Source organism: Pseudomonas sp. UBA5666, assembly GCF_002420785.1.
Lineage (GTDB): Bacteria > Pseudomonadota > Gammaproteobacteria > Pseudomonadales > Pseudomonadaceae > Aquipseudomonas > Aquipseudomonas fulva.
Window position 1 is genome coordinate 2,016 of the sequence record NZ_DIIQ01000035.1, and the last position, 19,009, is coordinate 21,024.

The window sequence follows — 19,009 nt, forward strand, 5'->3', positions numbered from 1 at the left end:
AGGACGACCCTCATCAGCCTTGTACCGCCGTCAACGCCTTGCTCGATGATCACATCTCTCATGTGCGGTCGCAGATAACCGCTCTGCAAGCGCTTGAGAAACAACTCGTTTCACTGAGAGCGAGTTGCAACGATGACCGGGAAGTTGAGGCGTGTGGGGTTCTTGCTGGAATTAGCGAAGGAAACATGCACCAGCAGTAGGTGAAGCATCAACCAGATAATCCGATGAGATGCCGGTCTGTCTCACTCTCATGCAAAGGTAAGATCAACCATTTAATCCGCTTACCCTGAAATTGACCAAGAACTATCTAGCAACCTAACTGACGCACAAAAAATAGATATTGCTTATATGTGCTTTTACTATGGTCAAAGTGACACCTGGATAGATTTCATAAGTCAGAAACTATCATTTCATCAGAGTGGCAGCATTATAGCTGGAATGATGCTTAGCAAGGTTAAAGCTCGCGAGGACTTGAAGCTTGGAAGGACGAACCAAACAGACCTAAGCAGTTACTTCAGGAATATGTACAATGCAATAAAGCTTGTAGATAACGATAAATACCTATCTGAAAGTGAAAAAATAAATCTTGTGAAAATTTATAGGGCGCAGCTTTCTAATCCGGAGCTTTATATTTTATTTTTTAATTTAGTATCTAGATTTGGAAAAAAATGGAATGCAAAGGGTTACATAGAAAAATACGAGCTTCTAACAAATCTACCTGTAGCTTATTGTGACGGCTACGATCCCAAGAAGTACTTCAACATAAGTTTTGAAGAAGATGAAATTGAGCCTTGGGCAAATTAAAATACCTAGCTAGCGAACCAAGTCGATCCTTAGCTTACAGGGACGAACTAAAGCCCAGCCCTCACCAAGCGTTAGTGACCGCTATGGGTCGAAAGCTGTCATTTACGACCGGCAGCTATAGACCCAAAGCTGTCGTCCCGGAGCATTGCCTATCGGCCAGAAGCAGACAACGCTAACTATCATATTTTCACCACTATGATTATTGACAGAGGCTTACCTGCACCTGCTCTATAGAAATCGCGATATCCCTTTATAGGATTACCATTCATGCCGCCTTGATAGTGCTGAAAGTAAAATTATTTAAAGGACACTCCTGTTAGCCCTCATGAAAGACGCTACTACTTAAGGGTTGTTTAGCCCTCATACTTCACACGTTGAATTACACCGCCAGCCCTTCTTAAGTAATAAATTTTGCAATGAGGATATTGTGAGGATATTAGATCTAAAATACTATCTCTGGCTTCTTGACTAATTCTTAAACCAAACGTAATCGACTCCAATTCCTGGGCATAAAATTTATAATCCGTAAACAGAGCACCTTTAATAGGGCTTACCTTGTAAATCACACGCCACTCTTTTTCGTACTCCCAAACCTTTGCCTTCGTATAGTAAATAGCCAGCCGCGTATCTTTATTTTGTTTTGAACTGGGTCCATACAAGTAGAAATCTACAGCACTACCAATGACTGGGACTTCATCGGTGTATAGTACCTTCTCGGCCGCCGCGAATGGAGTTGACAGCTCGTTAACATGCTGAAACCCCAACATGCAACCTTTATAACTGTCACCGTAATGCGCCCACATCAATTCATTATAATCATTTTCAGTCAGGCAGAAGCAGCGAAGGCTTCCATCGTTATTCAGCTCTGTACTCTTCCTGAAAGTGCTCTCCAAGCTTTGCGTACCTTGGGGAGCAACTGATTCGATTTTCCTTAGAGCACTTTCTGGAGATACGCCTTGCAGTTTCAACTTTTTCAGCGACCCAATAATTTCTTGTGTCCACTGAGAATAAATAGACAGGTCGACATTCAAATCTGAATACGCTATATCAACGAGCTGCTTAAGGTAAATCGGCCTGGACTCTTCGAAGTCAGGAGATAACATGGGCATCCGCTGAAGTTCGCCTACATCATTAAACTGGCAAGGACTTTGCCACCTCAAACGCCCGGACTCTAATACTATTTTTGCCGTGTCAGCAGTTGTGTATTTATAGAGAATTTCTGGAACCTTCATTTCCTCTCCTGATGAGCAACCAAAAGCAGACGTAAGTGACTTGATGCTGCATGGCCAGCACCCCACTAACCATACTTTATCTTATTTTAATTGATCTCGCGACAGTTACACTATATGTTGAGCCGGAAAATAACGACATGCTATTGCAACACAGTACTGACGAACCAGTAGAGTGCCTATGATCCGTGGCTGGCTGGTTGCTGCTTTTTATTACCGGCAGCAGTTGTTGAAGCTGGCTGGTTAGTTAGCGGCCTATGCATATTTGTCGGGAGAAATATTTGCGGGCAACAATATCTCCGTCTACACTTCGCAGTCCCGTCGCAGGTCACCAGCAGATCTGAAATAGCCCTACGCCCTGGATACTCTGTGGTTATCAAAACCGGGACGGGTCTTCTTAGGCCGGAAGGCCGTCGCGGTCCCCGGGCAGATCCAGCCCCAGAGCGATCTATAATCACTTTATAATCGTCTATAAAATCCCATAGAGCCCGGCACACGGGGCCTGTAGCATGAAGGGTATAAATGTAACCCTGCCCACGAAGGTGCACAGAAAGCTCTGCCTGACCTCATGAGCAGCCCGGCAGCGTAAGTCGGACATCAAAATTCTTGGTCATTCAGGGCTGCCCAGGAGGGCGTAGCAGCGGCAGCCAAATATCCGTCCGCCTATCACTGAGCAACCGTCGAGATCAATAAATTCGGCCGTTCGAGCGGGCACAGTCGTCACTTAATTCATTTTCATAACCGAAGAGTACCCCAGATTTACTCGATATGTACTCACGCAGTTTCTGCACGAGAACCGCTTCCATACATCCTCAACAGGCACAGACATGATTGCATCGCACTCGCATTTGAAGAGAATGGTTGTTGCTGGCTTCAGGACTTGGCTGCCATCGACCTCAGTAACTTTGTGCCAATAGCGACCACACATTTTGTTTGAGCATCGCGCCAACTCTCCATCTTCGTATTCCTTCTCACCTATGAAGATCACGTGACCACAATCGCAAGTGGCATTGATAGTACGATGAATTGCCAGTATGACGGTGGCGGACATCACATCTTCGATATCTGCCACCATGGTCCTAAGCTTGTCTTTATTTATCGCTTTGGCTTTACCACCCTGCTTTTTAGGCATTGGGGCATGCAGATAAGACCCTAATGATTGATAATGCCGCCTAAAGATCCGCCACGGAATAGATTTGGACTCACCGACGGTTGTCCAAGCTGTAGGGATTTCATCAGGCGAGTTTTGCAACCCGATACTTAAGGTGCCGCTCTGCTCGCTTGAGGGATCGAAAGAAGCAAGCAGTCTGATGATTTGGTCAGGCTTCCACTGCCCTACTATGGAACCAGGGATCTTATCCCCATACTGTTGCAGCTGCCTATATGCGATTAGCTCAAAACAAAAGCGAAGCTCAAGACATGCGTATCGCAGGAGATACTCATCATCTCTCCCCAGTAACTCCTTCGCTCGCTCCAATAATGGCTTGACACCGTAAAGATCCATAGATATATCCTGTAATTTCCCCTTACCAATATAGCGTATTGATATCAAAACACAATATGGCCCTCAATGGACGCCACCAAGACCCGCGAAATCGACCTACCCCTCGCCGCTCATCTAAATCTAACCGCTAGAATGAAGGGACACTTATATACTCTGCGGAGTAATGCTGCTCCCTCCTACCTTGTTGAGCAGCTCGGCATATCATCACTAGCCCCTGACCTTATGCAGGTACGCTCCCCAAACCACCAACAGGTGAGAGGGCATGCGGGCGTCCTGGAAGATGGGATTCACTTCTGAGGCCGAGCGCATCACCGACTCTGAGGTCAGCGCTCAGCTCGGCTTACCCACCTGAGACTAAGCGATGAAAATGTTCGTTCCCCCGCTGCCCTCCGATGAGCCGCTGATGAAGCAGGCTTTGGATGCACTGAGGATCTACCACGAGGCGGTGGAAGCAGGCGCCCCGGCAAAGCTCATTGAGCAGTACAAGATTGAGGCTGAAGTGCTTTTCCAGGCCGTTTCTGAGTACTACCAACGCTCAATGGGCGGTCACTGCGGCAGTCTGCATTAATCACTCCCCCACTCCCACCTGGGTCTTTCCGCGCCCCGCGGTATTGACGATCAGTGCTTGATCACAAAGCATCAGGATCGGCGTCAATCCTGTATTCAGTCAGCAGATCATTCACTGCACCAAAGATTCGTGATTCATAGATCATCTCTAGATCTGTAATGGAGATCGCCACCGCGATTTTCATCGCATCCAGACCCAGCGAAGAAGGGTCGAAAGGCCAGACCTGCACCCTGCTAACAGTGATGTCCGTGAAGTGAAAATCCTTGACGATTTCAACACTCTCCTTCATTCCACCCCAAGCCTCTAGCGATACCCCGTAGCTGCGCTGCCTGTGATCCCCTAGCATTGTGTGCTCTGCAAGGAAGCTATCCGCCACAAGAACTAAGCCGCTGGAATCGAGGTTGCGCACGAAGTGGTCCGACAACCTTGGACTTGATACCAAAGATCTGAGGTATACAATTTTATGTGGGGGGTCGAACCTGTTCAGATACTCTCTGACCCTTTGCACTAGGTCAGGATGGTTGGGCATCAAGAGATTTGGACATTCAAACATGGAGTCCACCATTTTTACTCATTGACTTCTCAATTTTGCTTACGACACCTTCGAGCAGTCGGTTATCTTCCACGCTCGCCATGTCACACGGAGCGCGATTACCCAACTCAGCCAAAGGGCTGTGAAGCCACTGGGCAGCAGCCCTTAGGTCACCGAGGAATAGTTCACAAGCCCAGTTGATCGCTTGCTTAGCATGGTGAATATCGGCATTCGCTTTACGCCGTGGGATCTGCCGCGACTTCCCCTCGATGTCAGGATGCTGATACACCAACTCGCCTTCACCGCTATCCCATTGCCCATCCCAAGGCTCGGAGGAACGAGCGCCAAACTCTGTCTGATATGCATAACGTGGCCGACCCTCAGCCCTTTGAGAAAAGCGTTTCATCTCCAAGAGCAATTCGCATCGCCATGTCAGAATTCGGCTTCCGTCAGACGTCCAAGCAGGGCTCATTAGATAGATTTCACCAATGCTCCGGTTCTTCCAAACGGCATTGATGAAGCGCTGAAACACATACCCATCGTCAATTTGAACCATCCTCAATTCAGGAGGGATGGTTTCCTCGCCATCTACAATATGAGTGATATAGAACCATTCCCGGAGGCAGGTTCTGGTCACGAACGTCCAAGCATGTGCTGCTCCCTCTGCTGACGATCGCTCAAGGGCGGGATGTGTAAAAAACATGATAGAAATCTCCGCTTTAGTTACTGATTCCGGCAACGTCTTTTAACCAGGATTAGCCGTTCGGCATGACGGACAGAGCACCCTGACCCATCCTTGATTACCGCGAGCGATATTTCCTTTGTTTCCACAGATCTCGCACGTTACGTAAGACATCCAATGCGCAAGTTCCGCAAGGCCTCGGGTGAACTCATCAGACCCGGCAAACGTGCATTGCAAAATACCCATCTTCTGCTTTATGGAAGTGAAAGCTACCCTTTGACCTGTTAGTTTCTCCCGATACTCCAGTGCAATGCACATGGAGCGAATCATGGCGCTCCAGCCGTTTCCGCAATTTATTCCCCAAGTCGCATTGTCAGATGGCTCGCCCTTGAAACCAAACTGAGGATAAAAACGAGCAATCAATTCATGCTCCACATCAAAATCCATGCAGCCTCCTACCACCTCGTCGCGAGAGGTAAATGATATTGACACGCCTACTATTCATCTAATTATATGGCTAACCTCAAGCACAGCTGTGCGCAGCGGAGGCGTGACGTTTAGCCACTTCCGCGATGCATCAACAGAGGTCGTTTTTCTAGGCTAACAGATTGTCATCGATATGCAAATTAAGAAACAGCCAATTGGCCGTCGTCAAGATTTATGCGATCAGGCTCCATGCAGGCTTTTGAGCGCAAGGGCTTACGATGACACCCGATGAGGAACGCTTAGCCAAAGCGTTTGGGCTTGCCCTCAATCAGGTGAGGCTGCGGCACAACCTCTCCATCCTCGAACTATCCCAGCGGGTAAGCGGGCGCACCTACTTGAGCGACCTTGAGCGCGGGCTCAAGCTACCGACGCTGGGCAAGATTGATTCAATCGCGCGGGCGCTGAACGTCCATCCCGTGTCGCTGCTCGCACTCACATATGAGCAATACGACCAGCTAACATCACAAAGTCTGCTGGGGATGATTGAGGATGATCACAAGTATTTAAAGCTATGGACATCAGACTCTGCATCCGTGCTTACCCACACCAGACCAAGCCTGTCCGAAGGAAATACGGATTAAGCATCCACAATCTGAGTAATCATTCTTAGAAAGTACGTGAATGTGTATCGCGACTGTGCTCACCAGCTGCGAAATAGCTACCTAGCAAATTGCCATTTAATTACGAGTGAAGCCCCGAGCGCGCCGCATCAAAAAATTCAAATCGTTGATATCAGAATTTCAGCAGCCTGCACTATCACCCTCCCATAGCAGAAATTCATTATTTCAATCTCACGGTTTTTCCTCGGTGCACCCTGATGGAATCTACGATCACATGGCCGTCCTCGATTCTGCGAGCCAGGCCTCGTAGCTGTAATATATCCGCGTCAACGTCCAGGCTCACTTCGATATCCGGAAACATCGAATCCTGTTGAATCTTACACTCCTTAATCCTGACCCGGCCACCGACCAGCCCCAAATAATTGCATACATCGCCTATACACTCCGCCCTAAAACTATATAAAACCACTTCATAACCCCTTCAATATTAAGATAAATCAATAGAACTAGTATACACACAATAAAAGCAAAGTAAGCTTGACCGAAAGATCAGATTTAACCACCCACAATTAATTCCACTTAAGTTAAACAAGCGCACAAGTTATCAATTAATGATCCTTTAGGTAGCCGCTTCCATAACGGACGTGAACGCCTGAAAAGGCTGACTGGCTCTGGGGGACGGAGACACAGCGAACACTGGATGGGTGGAGGCTAACAGGAGCGGGAGGGAGCTAACACAGGGGCCCGTTCGTCAGGATCGTTACCTACCCCGAAAAACTGTTAGGAAGCGGAGGAGCAAGCATTTCCAGGGGCTCTATCACTTCTAACTGTTAGCAGGTATCCATAAATGATATACAGCGGGTCTGCCGCATCCAACTCCACCGGCGCCACTGGCTGAGCATCGACGACGGCCTGAGCCCAATCCAGGTCTCGGCCTGCCTGCAACGGCGCTTGCGCATGGGGCCGTTGCCAGACCAACACGTTGCGCGGGCGGTGCTGGGCCAGTTCCAGAGCGCGATCGACCAACGGTTTGTACCCGATGACGCGCTCGAACTCCAGCCCACAGGAAGCGGTTAGCAGCAACACCGGGCGCGCATCATCGATACGCAATGCCAGCTCATTGGCCGCAAACCCGCCGAATACCACCGAGTGAATAGCACCGATGCGCGCGCAAGCCAACATGGCCATGGCGGCCTGGGGCACCATCGGCATGTAGATGATGACGCCATCGCCTTTTTGTACCCCAAGCTGGCGCCGCAGGCCGGCCAGTCGCGCGACTTCTTCGCGAAGCTGAAGGTAGGAGAGCGTCTGCTGGGTGCCGGTCACCGGGGAATCGTAAATCAGCGCCAACTGATCTCCCCGACCCTGCTCGATCTGGTGATCCAGAGCCAGGTAACAACTGTTCAATCGTGCGTCAGGAAACCACCGGTGAGTGCCATCGGCATTGTTCTCGAGAACCACGGTGGGTGCGCGGTACCACGCCACCGAGCGCGCCTGCTCTGCCCAGAAGGCGGCGGGGTCGGTAATGGATTGGGCGTAACTGTGCTGATAGCTCATGGTGAGTTGACCCGATGTTGTTGTTCTTGAAGGGCGAACGCTGAGTATGGATGCCCTGCACCCAGGCGCCAGGCGCGATATGGCCTAACTGACCTGCATTTTTGCAGCGTGGGCAAAAGCCATTCAATGCGGCGATAAACTCACTAGAATAGCGACCAGTTTTTACGGTGAGTACCTCAATGGACATCGATCAGGCCCGCACTTTTCTGGAGGTCGTGCGCAGTGGCAGCCTGGTGGCGGCTGCAGAGCGCCTGTGCGTGTCGCAGACAGCAGTCACCGCCAGGTTGCAGCGGCTCGAGCAGCAACTGGGCTGCACCCTGTTCACAAGAAGCCGGACTGGCGCCCGCCTGACCAGCCACGGCGAAGCCTTCGTCGGGTATGCCAACCAGCTGGTGCAGACTTGGGAGGCAGCACGACGCGACCTGCCCCTGCCACCGGGCTATCAGCAGGTGCTGCACCTTGGCGGCGAGGTGAGCCTTGGCAACCCGATGATGCTCGACTGGGTCACTGCGCTGTACCAGGAGCTTCCTGGCCAGAGCATCCACAGCGAAGTGAGCGATGGCGAATCATTGCTGCGCAAGGTGGAGATGGGCGTACTTGACGCCGCGCTGGTGTACCAGCCGATCTACGGGCCGGGCTTGCAGGTGGAGCAGCTGATGGAAGAAAAGCTGGTGCGGATCCGGCGGGTCGAGCGGCCGGAGCCGTACATCTACATCGACTGGGGTGAGGCGTTCCGCCGGCAACATGACGCCGCCCTGCCCGACTGCGCCCGCGCCGCACTGCGCTTTAACCTGGGGCCGCTTGCCTTGCAGTTCATCCTCGACAAGGGCGGGAGCGGCTATTTTCGCACGCGAGTGGTGCAGGCTTACCTGGACAGTGGCGTCTTCGAGCGCGTACCGCACGCGCCGGAATTTACCTACCCCACTTTTCTGGTCTACGCCCGCGAGCGTGACAGCGACGCGTTGCAACAGGCCCTTGGCATCCTGCGCCGGCTTATCGCAGCCGAGGCCAGCGACTGGTCACAACGCTGGGATCCGACGCTCTGAGGCATTGGCGCTGCTGAGCAACTGGCGCTTGAGCCCGGCGATCAGGTCAGTTTGGGTGACCACCCCTACCAGCACGTCGCCGTCGAGCACCGGCAGGCAGTGCAGCCCCTGCTCACACAGCAGCGGCAGCAGGCGCTCCAACGGGTGTTGGCTGCTGACACTGACGACCCGGCGGCTCATCACCTGCGCCATGCGCACGGGCTTGCGCCCGAACAGCCCCCGCCAGCTCAAACACGCCTGCTGCATGGCCGGGCCTACCAGGTCGCTCAGGCTGACGATCCCCACCAATGCGCCGTCCCGCACCACCGGCAGGGTCTTGACATGATGGCTGTCGAGCAGCTTCCAGGCTTGCTGCAAGGTGGTGTCAGGGCTGACGAACTGTACGTCCTTCGACATCACCGACGCCGCCGTGATGCCCCCTAGGCTGCGCTGCAGGGCGTGCTGCTCGGTGGCGAGGATGATGCGCTCCAACTCGTCACGGGTTACGTCGACGAACTCGCCCAACTCTTCCAACGCCTGATCCAGGTCTTCACTGCGGATGCCGACGCGCTCACTTGGCAGCGGGTCGTGAGTGTGGTGCAAATCCTTACGCGGTGCAGCGCCTTTGGGGTAGCGCACACCGGTCAAGCGGTTATAGACGATGGCCACCGCGACGAGAATCAGCGCGTTGAGCAGTACCGGCTCCAGCAGATGGTCACCCAGGGCGGTCAGCCCTGGGTCGGCCAGAACCGCACTGACCGCCACTGCGCCACCGGGCGGGTGCAGGCAGCGCAGCAAGCACATCACCAGGATGGACAGACCCAGGGCGGCGGCAGCGACCCAAAGCCCGGGACCAAAACCGTCCCGCATTGCCAAGCCAACGATGCCGGCCAAGGCATAGCTGCCAAGCACTGGCCAAGGCTGTGCCAGGGGGCCTGAATGAACGGCGAACACCAGCACCGCCGAGGCTGCCAACGGCCCGAGCAGGTGCAAGGCGATATCCGGGCCATAAGCCAGGCTCGTGAGCCAGCCTGCCAGGAACAGGCCGACCAATGCGCCGACACCGGCACGCAGCCATTGGGTGGGAGGGATGTTCATGGGAGCGGGTAATAGCCACTGCAGAAGACGTTCGGTACGCGAGGCAGGCATGTCGTTTCGGGTTCTGTATAGGTCTGGACGAAAGAGGAACCGTAAGCCTTGGCCAGTGGTGCGCGGTATTGACAGTTGTCTTGGACGCCGGCGAGCGAAGGCTACGAGGAGCGATTCTGCCGAGCGACGTCGATTTGGGCTAATTCAAAAAAATGTGGCAGTGGTGCATTTTTTTTGCAGTACAGCTGTTTGCCTGCTGGGAAGGGGGAACCGGGCCGCGCTGTGGGACTCAGCGCTGGTCACAGGCTACGGCGCGGCAATTGGATATTCACACGCAATCCGCCCATCGGGCTTTCTAGCAGTTGCAGTTGCCCACCCCAGGCCTGGACGATGTCACGCACGATGCCCAGCCCCAGACCGTGCCCATCGACTTCCTCGTCAAGGCGAGAACCCCGTTCGAGCACTTGCACACGTTGCTGATAGGGGATGCCAGGGCCGTCGTCGTCGACCCACAGCTGGTAATGGTCCTCGGAGGTTGCGATGCCCAGGTGTACCTCACTGTCCGCCCATTTGCAGGCGTTATCCAGCAGGTTGCCCAGCAGTTCCAGCATGTCTTCGCGATCCCAGGGCAGCAGCAGGCCAGCTGGCATGGCATGGCTCAGCACCAGGCCCTCGCCATGGATCATGCCCAAGGTGCTCAGCAACCCTGGCAACTCCTCATCACAGGCAAATTGCGCACCTGGCAACGCATCGCCTGCCAGGCGTGCGCGGTTGAGCTCGCGGGCCAGGCGCTGCTCGATCTGCTGCAACTGCTCGCGCATCTGTGCACGCACCTCAGGCAAGCCCTGCAGGCGCTCGTTGGACGCCAGGCTAAGCAGTACCGCCAGGGGTGTTTTCAGGGCATGGCCCAGGTTGCCCAGTGCATTGCGCGAGCGTCGCAGGCTGTCTTCGGTATGGCTGAGCAAATGGTTGATCTGGCCAACCAACGGCACCAGCTCACTGGGTACTTGGGCATCGAGTTGGGAGCGCTGACCCTGCTGCAACTGGGCGATTTGCTGTCGAGCCCGCTCCAGTGGGCGCAGCGAGCGGGTGACGGTCATGCGCTGAAGCACCAGCACCAGGGCCAGCGCGACCAGGCCCATGCCCAGCCCAATTTGCTGAAGGCGCCGGAAGCCTTGGCGGACAGGCGAGTAATCTTGGGCGACACTGATGGATATATCCTGCCCCAGGCGCCGGTAATCAGCACGCAGCGTCAGCAACTCCTGCCCCTCAGGACCAAGCTCGTGCCGGTCCGACAGACCAGGGGCCGACGGTTTGGGCAGGTTCATGTCCCACAAGGAGCGTGAACGCCAAGTGCCTTGGGCAAAGTCGATGCGAAAGTAGTAGCCAGAAAACGGCCGCTGATAAGCCGCCGAGATGCGTTGCTCGTCGAGCTGCATGCCTGCAGGCCCGCGCACCAGTGCTACCAGCAGGTTCTCGCTTTCGTTGCGCAGGCCGTTTTCCAGGTAGCGTTGCAACCCGGCTTCGAACAGCCATAGCGTCAGCTGCGCCAGTACCACCCCGACTACCACCAGCACGGCAATCAGGCCCAGGCTGAGCCGCGCCTGGATCGACTTCACGCAGCGCTCCCGGCGTATAGGTAGCCCTGGCCGCGCCGTGTCTCGATCACCGTACGGCCAAGCTTGCGGCGCAAGTGGTTGACGTGAACCTCGAGCACGTTGGAGTCGCGCTCGGTCTCGCCATCGTAGAGGTGCTCAGCCAGGTGGCTTTTGGACAAGATCTGCTGGGGATGCAACATGAAATAGCGCAACAGGCGAAATTCTGCAGCCGTGAGCTGAATATCGACGCCCTCGCGACTCACGCATTGGCGACGCTCGTCCAGATGCAAGCCGGCAGCTTCGAGCTTTGGCTGGTTGGCAAGCCCACGCGCGCGGCGCAGCAGCGCCTGGATGCGTAATTGCAATTCTTCGGGGTGAAAAGGTTTGCTGAGGTAATCGTCGGCGCCGGTCTTCAGGCCTTCGATGCGCTCGGCCCAGGAACCACGTGCCGTCAGGATGAGTACGGGTGTCAGTAGACCGCCTGCACGCCACTGCGCCAGGACTTCGAGGCCAGGCAACCCTGGCAGACCAAGGTCCAGGATGATCAGGTCGTACGGTTCGCACTGGCCCTGATAGACCGCATCACGGCCATCGGCCAGCCAGTCGACGGCGTACCCCTGACGCTGCAGCGCCGTGGTGAGTTCGTCTGCCAACGGGACGTTATCCTCGACAAGCAACAAGCGCATTCAGTCATCTTCCTCATCTTTGAGCAGGGCGCCAGTAGCAGCATCGAGCTTGATTTCCCGTACTACGCCGTCAACCGTCAGCAACTCGACCTCGTACTCATAGCGGTCGTCGTCTTCTTCAAGCTCTGCCTCCAGCAAACGCGCGCCTGGGTGACGGGCCATGGCCGTCTCCAGCAGGTGTTCTAGCGGTAGAATCACGCCCTTCTGGCGCAAAGCCAGTGCCTCATCCTGGTCCAGGTCACGGGCAGCGGCCAGCGAGCACGCGGCCAGCAGGGCGAGGGCCAGATAGCGCGCTGCCCGTAGTGGTGGGTTCATCAGTTGTCTCGCTCATCCTTCAGCAGTTCACCGGTCTTGGCATCGAAGGCCACGTCCCACTCCACATTCTGGGGATCGCGCAGTTCGACCTTGTACACGTAGCGGCCGTATTCGTCTTCAAGTTCCGAGTCCTTGACGGTGGAACCCGGGTGCTTGGCAATCGCGGCCTTCTTGAGTTCATCCAGGGACTTGATGGTCTTGTCGTTGACCAGTTTGACCACTTCGTCAGGCTGCACATCCTTGGCGAATGCAGCAGTGGCACCCAACGACAGGGCAGCGGCGGTGAACAGTGCAGTCAAGGTTTTCATCGTTCGTTTCTCCATAATGCTGTACACGTTGTCTACGCAATCAACATTAACCAGCAGTCCTTAACTCAACCTGAAAACAGCTGGCCGCATGATAGCGCAGCCGGCAGACACCCGGACACGCCTCGAACTGCTGCATCACTCTATAATGCTGCGCCCGTCGCCGCAGAGGACCACCATGAGCGCCATACACGTCAAGTACCCCGCCCTTACCCTGAAGGCTGGCCATCGCGCCTTGCGCCAAATCAGAGAGCGCGGGCTGCAGGCTGTCGACGTCGGCGTGCTCCCAGGTGCAGCAGGGGGGCCGAAACCGTTGGGCATTCAGGGCCTGGACCTGGCGCTGTTCGGCCAGTTCCTGCCATCGGCCCCTCGCCCGCGCGCGCTGATCGGCGCATCGATTGGCGCCTGGCGCTTTGCAAGCGCCTGCCTTGACGACCCGGTTGCCGGGTTGCGGCGGCTGGGGGTGCTCTATACCGAGCAGGATTTTGCAAAAGGCGTCACCCCGGCCCAGATCACGCGCAGTTGCCAACGCATGCTCGATGACCTGTTGCAGGGTCGTGACGGCCAGGTGCTGGCGAACCCGGCGTACCGGTTGAACATCTTGGTCGTCAAAAGCCATGGCCAGCTCGCTCACGATCATCGCGGCCGACTGGGTATGGGCCTTGGCTCGGTGATCGCCAGCAACCTGCTGGGCAGATCTCGCCTGGCCCGACATTTCGAGCGCGTGATTCTGCACGACAGCCGCAGCCAGCCACCGCTTGATGCCCTGACGGATTTCCCGACGCGCTGCCTGCCGCTGGACCTGGCTAACCTGCGTCATGCCCTGCTTGCCTCGGGTTCGATCCCCATGGTCATGGAGGGAGTACGGGACATACCTGGAGCCGGCTCCGGTATGTACCGCGATGGCGGGCTGCTGGACTACCACCTTGACCTGCCCTACGGGGGCGATGACCTGGTGGTCTACCCGCACTTCACCGACAAGGTCGTCCCTGGCTGGTTCGACAAGGCCCTGCCGTGGCGCAAGGGCGATGCCAGGCGCCTGCAGAACGTACTGCTGCTGGCGCCCTCGCCGGCCTACCTGGCAACCCTGCCTCACGGGAAGCTGCCCGATCGAAACGACTTCAAGCGCTTCATGGGCGATGCACCGGCGCGCAAGCGCTACTGGTACAAGGCCATCGATGAAAGCCAACGCCTGGGCGATGAGTTTCTGGAATTGGTCGCCACCGGGCGGCTGCATGAACGACTGCAAGCCTTGTGATGGGCATGCTGGTAGACTGCGCGCATTATTGATTCAGACAGAGTTTGACTGCGTGGAAATCTTCAAAGATTCCACAGTGAATTCCCGCCGAAAACCGAGCGATACCACAGCCAGCCATGGCGCCCCAATAACGGCGCCATAGGCGTATCGCCTCGTACCAAGCTATACCTTCCCAATCCCAAAAACGTAGTACATCATCCAGTACATCAAAATACCATCAAGAGGCAATGTACTAGTGGCGCTCACGGACACTGCGGCCAGGCAGGCCAAACCCCGAGAAAAGGGCTACACCCTGGCGGACTCGCTGGGGCTCTCGCTGTACATCGCTGATACCGGGGTGAAAAGCTGGCACTTCAGGTTCACCTGGCTCGGCAAGCAGGCCAGGATTTCGCTTGGGACTTATCCAGAGATCGGTTTGAAGGAGGCGCGTGCGCGGAGGGATGAGGCGCGCGAAGAGGTTGCGCAGGGCATTGACCCGCGCGAATCAAGAAGGGAGAAGAAGGTCAAGCGCCTGGGCGCTCAGGAGAGGACATTCCGCCGCGTCTATGAGGAGTGGCTGGAGTTCAGGAGAGGTGGACTGACGGATTCAACGGTGAAGGTGATATCCAACGCCATGGAGTTGGATGCCCTACCCGTTTTCGGTCAGCGCCAGATAGACAGCATCAAGCGTGCCGATGTGATCACGCTTATTCGCCGGATTGAACGGAGGGGATCCATCACTACCGCCGTCAAGACGCGACAGTGGATAGGTCAGGTGTTCAGGTATGCCGTGGCCATCGGCATGATTGAAATCAATCCCACGGCTGAGATGCATGCAGTCACCGAGAAGATGGCGCCGCACAAGAACCGGCCGTTCCTGGCCTTTTCAGAAATGCCGACCATCATCAAATCCATTGAGGAAAGCCAGTCAGCCCTGCAACTGCAATGCGCCACCAAGCTGCTGATCCTCACTGCCTGCCGACCATCAGAGGTGCGTAAGGCGGAATGGTCGGAGATCGATCTGGATACCGCAACCTGGTCGATTCCAGCCAGCAAGATGAAGATGCGCCGAGATCATGTGGTGCCGCTCTCCCGGCAGGCGGTGCAGATCCTGCGGTCGATGCTGCCTATCTCGGGCAGCATGAAGTACGTTTTCCCTAATAGGACCGACGCCGTTCGACCGATCGGCATCAACTATGCGGTCAACCTTCTGGACAAGTGTGGCTACACCGGCCGGCAGTCTCCCCATGGTTTCCGCCACCTATTTTCCACAGAGATGAACAGCCGCGGCTACAACAAGGACTGGATTGAGCGCCAGCTGGCCCACGCGGACAGCAGCTCAATCCGTGACGTGTACAACCATGCCACCTATCTCGAGCAGCGTAGGGAAATGATGCAGGCCTGGGCCGACATGGTGCTACCTCAGTTAGGCGAATGATCCCGTACGCTGAACCGGACCACACCCCAAACCTCGAATGTATCGCCCTCCATGATGTACCGCGAAGGGAACTTTGGGTTCTCCGACCGCAGGACCAGCACACCGTGCTCATGGCACATGCGCTTGCAGACCGGTTCGCCGTTCACCGCCGCGATCACGATGTCGCCGTGCTTGGCCTCGACGCTTCGATCAACGACCAGTAGGTCGCCGGAATACATCCCAATACCCTGCATGCTCTCGCCTTCGATCTTGACCAGGTAGGTCCAGGGCGCACGCACCTGCATCAGATCGTCCAGGCTGAGCTGGGGCATGTCGTCGATTTCGAAGTCAAGAGCGGTGTTCATTGGCGGAGCCTCCATACTGTATATATGAACAGTATGGTAGTGGCCTGCAATAGGGCCGGCAACTGCCGACAAGCGGGATGCGCTAGTGCGTAGGGGGCAGTTTGCTGCCCATCAGCTTGGCGACGGTGCGAAGCTGGTAGTCTGAAACCGCCTGGGCCAAGGACTCGGAATGGAGCCGCAGACGCTCTACCTCCTCGGCTGGCGCGCCAAAGTCCCTGGCTTCCCAGTACCGCTTGAGAGCTTCCATCGACTGTGCGATCAGAGGCTCGCCTGCCTCAATGGCAGCGGCAAATTCATCCTTGTCCATCGGGGATACCCTTATTTGGTCAGGGCATTATAGACAGACTCGCACGCCAGGCCCGCTACTCGGCTTCGCTCAAGCGCTGTCGCGAGGCTTCCCGCCATTCGGTCAGACTCTTCAAGCAATCCCCCGAGCACCACGACGGCAGAGGTTCCTGCCTGGCGCTGCTGGGCAGCGATGGCGCCGCAGGTTGCAGATCGGCCGGCACGCAGTCGGGCGATTTCCCCGCGCAGCCCGCCAGCAGCAGACTCAGCAGCAGTGGCGCGGCCAGTGACCTCCTCCAGTTTCTCGCGTGCATGCTCACCCTCCTCGTCTGCCGCTTTCTGGCGGCGTTGTTCTTCGGTGCGGGCCTGGGCAGCAGCGCGCCGGTTGTTCTCGGCCACCTCCAGGCGGTAGTCGGCAAGTTCGGTGCGGGCGTAGGACGCGTCGCCCTGGGCAACCACGACCCTGTACTGCTGGCCGCCGGCGACCAGAACCAGAGCTATCAGCCACCAGCACCAGGTGGGCACAGCGGCCAGCCAGTTCATGCCAACGACCCGCCCATCTCTACCCATTTACCCAGGAGCTTGTCCAGGCGATGCGGGTTCTGCCCATAGGCGTTGCCCGGGAAGCTCGCCCAGATGTTCGAGCACTTGGCGATCGCTTGCTGAATTTGCCCAGCCTTTATGTCATCCAGCGCGCGCCGCTCCCGGATCTGCTGCAGGGCTATGCGATCCTGGTTCTCAGGGGTGAAGCCCCCGGACAGGCGAAGGCTGACCCGGTACGCACCCCAGTAACGCTCGAGCAGCTGGTACCGCCCGGCAGCAGTGCTGGTTACATTCCTGCCATTAATGGGAAGCGTCAGTTTACGTCGGGGATGGTCGGCATATCCCTGGAACAGGCCGCCGCCGTACAAAACGTTGTAGCCGTCATCACTAGCCTTGATGATAGATGTGCCTTCCGAAAAGGCGATCAGGTCCAGAAACCGGAGCAAGTTTGCACCTCCGGCCTGGGATTCGGTGAGTCTAGCCATGCTTTTCTCCAGTCGAAAAAAAAGCCCGCGATATTGCGGGCTTTGAGTTGGGCTGATGCGATTAACTTGAATAAGACACTGATGGAGATCGAGATACAAAGCTCCGGAACCGCTTCCAAAACGGCAGCTCTATGTAGTGATGGCATACTACCGCCAAGCCTACCGAGAACATCATCACGAATAAGACCTTCAATGCTGAGGGGACGGCAAACATTTCCGACAACCAGATCAAGGGGAAATGGAATAGGAAAAGACCGTATGAAACACTGCCCGCATGGCGCTGCGCGACATTTAAGCGCCCGGAAAATTTTACTTTAGAAAGAGCAGCAACTAACGGGACCCCTACTACGTACCCCAGAGCAACCTCGGCATCATAACTTCGCCGAACCCCTAAACCCCACAGTACGAGCACATAAACAAGCATGGCGACACAAGCAAAAATTACAGCATGTTTTGCCGATTTTGAGCCACACTCAACGACGGCGCCGGTAAGGAATATGAAGAGCACCCCTAAGAGCAGCCTATACCCAAACACATCCGTGTTAAGCCAACCGACTTGCGCAGCAGAAAAAATCGCAACACTGATAGAGCCGACCATAAAAGCCACCCTGTGACTTAGCAATAGCAGCGGCACCAGCAGGTAAAACTGCAACTCCACGCCCAAAGACCAAGCCGGGGGCAATATCGTAAACTTGTCTATCCCACTCCACATGTAGTAGCTAAGCGGGATCACGGTAATGTTGCTCACCCAATGGAGCAACCCGGGATTAAGACTTAAGAAGTAACTTTTAGCACCAAGCCACCACACCAACACACCAAAAACTAAGGCTGCGAAATAGAGCGGGAAAATTCGCAGCGCTCGGTCCTTGTAAAACCATAGGACCGAATCAAGTGTTCCCTCAAAGGGCCTTTGGGACCAAAGCCTCGCAACCACATGACCAGCGAGCAGATAAAACACAACAACTGCCCATACACCAGGGTTGAACCCATTGACTGTGTAACCCATGTGACTGACAACCACCAAAGCTGCCAGTACAAATCTCAAAAAACCCATTGCTGCCTTACGCCTCTCGCTGGTCCTGATGCCCCAGCGTGGATGATACCGATACGCCTGAGCTAATAATACCAATCAGTGTCGAGGCGACTGCCAACTTCGGAAATCGCACCATTGGTGGCGAAATCAGAGACCGTCGATCCCGTTTCCGCCCACACTGGGTATGGCGTTCCTGCTTCGGTAGTTGATCAGCAGCTTGCCCAGAGCGCGGATTCCGTTCTCTGGGGTGTCGAAGATGGCGAATCGGCCGTTCGGTTCCTTGTCGATCTGATTTTGCCAGGCGTTGCACGGGTTTTGATCGGCTCCCTGGATTGTTGCGGGCACCGCAGGGTGTAGTCATAGGTTTTCTCCGGACGAAAAAAGCCCCCGCTGAGCTGGCTTGGATGTGCCTTATTGGTTGCACGGGCGTCCAATCTGCATCATCCGATACGCGAGACTGGGTATGAAAAAAGGATTTTTTGCACTAGCGCTGTTCAGCTGGCTGCTTACTGGTTGCTCCCACTTCTCCAACAGCACCTATGGGAGCACCACCAACAAGCATGAGATTGCGTGCGATGACACTCCTCCGAATCAACCGGGCTGCTACAACCGGCAGTATCAGGAAGGGATCCTCAACAAGCTGCTCGACTCGCTTTCTTGAATCACTGGTGTTCTCTGAGATCTACGTCACGAAAGCACGACGA

General features: G+C 55.6%; 23 protein-coding genes and 2 pseudogenes. 8 read left to right on the top strand and 17 right to left on the bottom strand.

Going from position 1 to position 19,009, the window contains the following annotated elements; all coding sequences use genetic code 11:
* Together B2Y33_RS14980 and B2Y33_RS14985 are read left to right on the top strand one after the other, a co-directional pair.
* Positions 1-200 (top strand): MerR family DNA-binding protein (locus B2Y33_RS14980; protein WP_193285883.1); only part of this gene is annotated, 200 nt, incomplete at its 5' end.
* 238 nt (positions 201-438) lie between these two features.
* Positions 439-804 (top strand): putative phage abortive infection protein, encoded by a 366-nt coding sequence (locus B2Y33_RS14985; RefSeq protein WP_206405307.1) that lies wholly within the window; start codon positions 439-441, stop codon positions 802-804.
* A gap of 353 nt (positions 805-1,157) precedes the next feature.
* On the opposite strand, the gene B2Y33_RS14990 is transcribed toward B2Y33_RS14985, so the two are convergent.
* Both B2Y33_RS14990 and B2Y33_RS14995 read right to left on the bottom strand, forming a co-directional pair.
* The gene (locus B2Y33_RS14990; RefSeq protein WP_087535179.1) at positions 1,158-2,036 is read right to left on the bottom strand and encodes a DUF2971 domain-containing protein; all 879 of its coding nucleotides are present in this window, start codon (positions 2,034-2,036) and stop codon (positions 1,158-1,160) included.
* Between the two features lie 721 nt (positions 2,037-2,757).
* Complete coding sequence (locus tag B2Y33_RS14995; protein ID WP_087535180.1) at positions 2,758-3,537, bottom strand: hypothetical protein; 780 nt, start codon at positions 3,535-3,537, stop codon at positions 2,758-2,760.
* A 361-nt stretch (positions 3,538-3,898) separates the two neighbouring features.
* On the opposite strand from B2Y33_RS14995, the gene B2Y33_RS15000 reads away from it, so the two are divergent.
* On the top strand, positions 3,899-4,105 hold the full coding sequence (locus B2Y33_RS15000; protein ID WP_236166879.1) for a hypothetical protein: 207 nt from the start codon (positions 3,899-3,901) through the stop codon (positions 4,103-4,105).
* Between the two features lie 61 nt (positions 4,106-4,166).
* Here B2Y33_RS15000 and B2Y33_RS15005 read toward each other — a convergent pair whose 3' ends face one another.
* The 3 genes from B2Y33_RS15005 to B2Y33_RS15015 form a co-directional block, all read right to left on the bottom strand.
* Complete coding sequence (locus B2Y33_RS15005; protein WP_176393454.1) at positions 4,167-4,514, bottom strand: hypothetical protein; 348 nt, start codon at positions 4,512-4,514, stop codon at positions 4,167-4,169.
* 136 nt (positions 4,515-4,650) lie between these two features.
* On the bottom strand, positions 4,651-5,340 hold the full coding sequence (locus B2Y33_RS15010) for an antitoxin Xre/MbcA/ParS toxin-binding domain-containing protein (RefSeq protein ID WP_087535181.1): 690 nt from the start codon (positions 5,338-5,340) through the stop codon (positions 4,651-4,653).
* Between the two features lie 42 nt (positions 5,341-5,382).
* Complete coding sequence (locus B2Y33_RS15015; protein ID WP_140400459.1) at positions 5,383-5,766, bottom strand: hypothetical protein; 384 nt, start codon at positions 5,764-5,766, stop codon at positions 5,383-5,385.
* Between the two features lie 257 nt (positions 5,767-6,023).
* Between B2Y33_RS15015 and B2Y33_RS15020 the strand changes: the two genes are divergently transcribed.
* Positions 6,024-6,386: a helix-turn-helix domain-containing protein gene (locus tag B2Y33_RS15020; protein ID WP_087535182.1), complete on the top strand. Its 363-nt coding sequence runs from the start codon at positions 6,024-6,026 to the stop codon at positions 6,384-6,386.
* An 822-nt stretch (positions 6,387-7,208) separates the two neighbouring features.
* Here the strand turns inward: B2Y33_RS15020 and B2Y33_RS15025 are convergent.
* Positions 7,209-7,922: pseudogene (locus B2Y33_RS15025) on the bottom strand (AMP-binding protein); the annotation flags it as partial.
* A 179-nt stretch (positions 7,923-8,101) separates the two neighbouring features.
* Here B2Y33_RS15025 and B2Y33_RS15030 point away from each other — a divergent pair.
* A complete protein-coding gene (locus B2Y33_RS15030; RefSeq protein ID WP_028686945.1) occupies positions 8,102-8,968 on the top strand; it encodes a LysR family transcriptional regulator in 867 nt (288 codons plus the stop codon).
* Here the strand turns inward: B2Y33_RS15030 and B2Y33_RS15035 are convergent.
* From B2Y33_RS15035 to B2Y33_RS15055, 5 genes are all read right to left on the bottom strand, one after another.
* Positions 8,942-10,096 (bottom strand): HPP family protein, encoded by a 1,155-nt coding sequence (locus B2Y33_RS15035; protein ID WP_059183128.1) that lies wholly within the window; start codon positions 10,094-10,096, stop codon positions 8,942-8,944. The genes B2Y33_RS15030 and B2Y33_RS15035 overlap by 27 nt on opposite strands.
* Before the next feature lie 239 nt (positions 10,097-10,335).
* Positions 10,336-11,655 (bottom strand): sensor histidine kinase, encoded by a 1,320-nt coding sequence (locus B2Y33_RS15040; RefSeq protein WP_059183129.1) that lies wholly within the window; start codon positions 11,653-11,655, stop codon positions 10,336-10,338.
* The gene (locus B2Y33_RS15045) at positions 11,652-12,320 is read right to left on the bottom strand and encodes a response regulator transcription factor (protein WP_027914621.1); all 669 of its coding nucleotides are present in this window, start codon (positions 12,318-12,320) and stop codon (positions 11,652-11,654) included. The genes B2Y33_RS15040 and B2Y33_RS15045 overlap by 4 nt, the downstream gene beginning before the upstream one ends.
* Positions 12,321-12,635, bottom strand: coding sequence for a PepSY domain-containing protein (locus tag B2Y33_RS15050; RefSeq protein ID WP_088522991.1), 315 nt, complete (start codon positions 12,633-12,635; stop codon positions 12,321-12,323). It lies immediately after the preceding gene.
* Positions 12,635-12,943: a PepSY domain-containing protein gene (locus B2Y33_RS15055; protein ID WP_027914619.1), complete on the bottom strand. Its 309-nt coding sequence runs from the start codon at positions 12,941-12,943 to the stop codon at positions 12,635-12,637. Before B2Y33_RS15055 ends, B2Y33_RS15050 begins: the two co-directional genes overlap by 1 nt.
* Positions 12,944-13,118: 175 nt before the next feature.
* Here B2Y33_RS15055 and B2Y33_RS15060 point away from each other — a divergent pair, with 175 nt between their 5' ends.
* Positions 13,119-14,198 carry a patatin-like phospholipase family protein gene (locus tag B2Y33_RS15060; protein WP_088522992.1) on the top strand — a complete coding sequence of 360 codons (1,080 nt, stop codon included), beginning with the start codon at positions 13,119-13,121 and terminating at the stop codon, positions 14,196-14,198.
* Positions 14,199-14,433: 235 nt separating this feature from the next.
* The gene (locus B2Y33_RS15065) at positions 14,434-15,615 is read left to right on the top strand and encodes a tyrosine-type recombinase/integrase (RefSeq protein WP_201870916.1); all 1,182 of its coding nucleotides are present in this window, start codon (positions 14,434-14,436) and stop codon (positions 15,613-15,615) included.
* Here the strand turns inward: B2Y33_RS15065 and B2Y33_RS15070 are convergent.
* From B2Y33_RS15070 to B2Y33_RS15095, 6 genes and pseudogenes are all read right to left on the bottom strand, one after another.
* Entirely contained in the window at positions 15,600-15,974 is a 375-nt protein-coding gene (locus tag B2Y33_RS15070) for a LexA family protein (protein ID WP_206405308.1), read from the bottom strand. The two genes, B2Y33_RS15065 and B2Y33_RS15070, sit on opposite strands and share 16 nt — an antisense overlap.
* Positions 15,975-16,041: 67 nt before the next feature.
* On the bottom strand, positions 16,042-16,266 hold the full coding sequence (locus B2Y33_RS15075; protein WP_206405309.1) for a hypothetical protein: 225 nt from the start codon (positions 16,264-16,266) through the stop codon (positions 16,042-16,044).
* A gap of 11 nt (positions 16,267-16,277) precedes the next feature.
* The gene (locus B2Y33_RS15080; RefSeq protein ID WP_206405310.1) at positions 16,278-16,787 is read right to left on the bottom strand and encodes a DUF2514 family protein; all 510 of its coding nucleotides are present in this window, start codon (positions 16,785-16,787) and stop codon (positions 16,278-16,280) included.
* On the bottom strand, positions 16,784-17,272 hold the full coding sequence (locus tag B2Y33_RS15085; RefSeq protein WP_206405311.1) for a glycoside hydrolase family protein: 489 nt from the start codon (positions 17,270-17,272) through the stop codon (positions 16,784-16,786). The genes B2Y33_RS15080 and B2Y33_RS15085 overlap by 4 nt, the downstream gene beginning before the upstream one ends.
* A 61-nt stretch (positions 17,273-17,333) precedes the next feature.
* A complete protein-coding gene (locus B2Y33_RS15090; protein ID WP_206405312.1) occupies positions 17,334-18,326 on the bottom strand; it encodes an acyltransferase family protein in 993 nt (330 codons plus the stop codon).
* A 135-nt stretch (positions 18,327-18,461) separates the two neighbouring features.
* A pseudogene (locus B2Y33_RS15095) lies at positions 18,462-18,666 on the bottom strand (structural protein P5); the annotation flags it as partial.
* Positions 18,667-18,768: 102 nt separating this feature from the next.
* On the opposite strand from B2Y33_RS15095, the gene B2Y33_RS15100 reads away from it, so the two are divergent.
* Complete coding sequence (locus B2Y33_RS15100) at positions 18,769-18,966, top strand: hypothetical protein (protein WP_206405313.1); 198 nt, start codon at positions 18,769-18,771, stop codon at positions 18,964-18,966.
* The last annotated feature ends 43 nt before the right edge of the window (positions 18,967-19,009 follow it).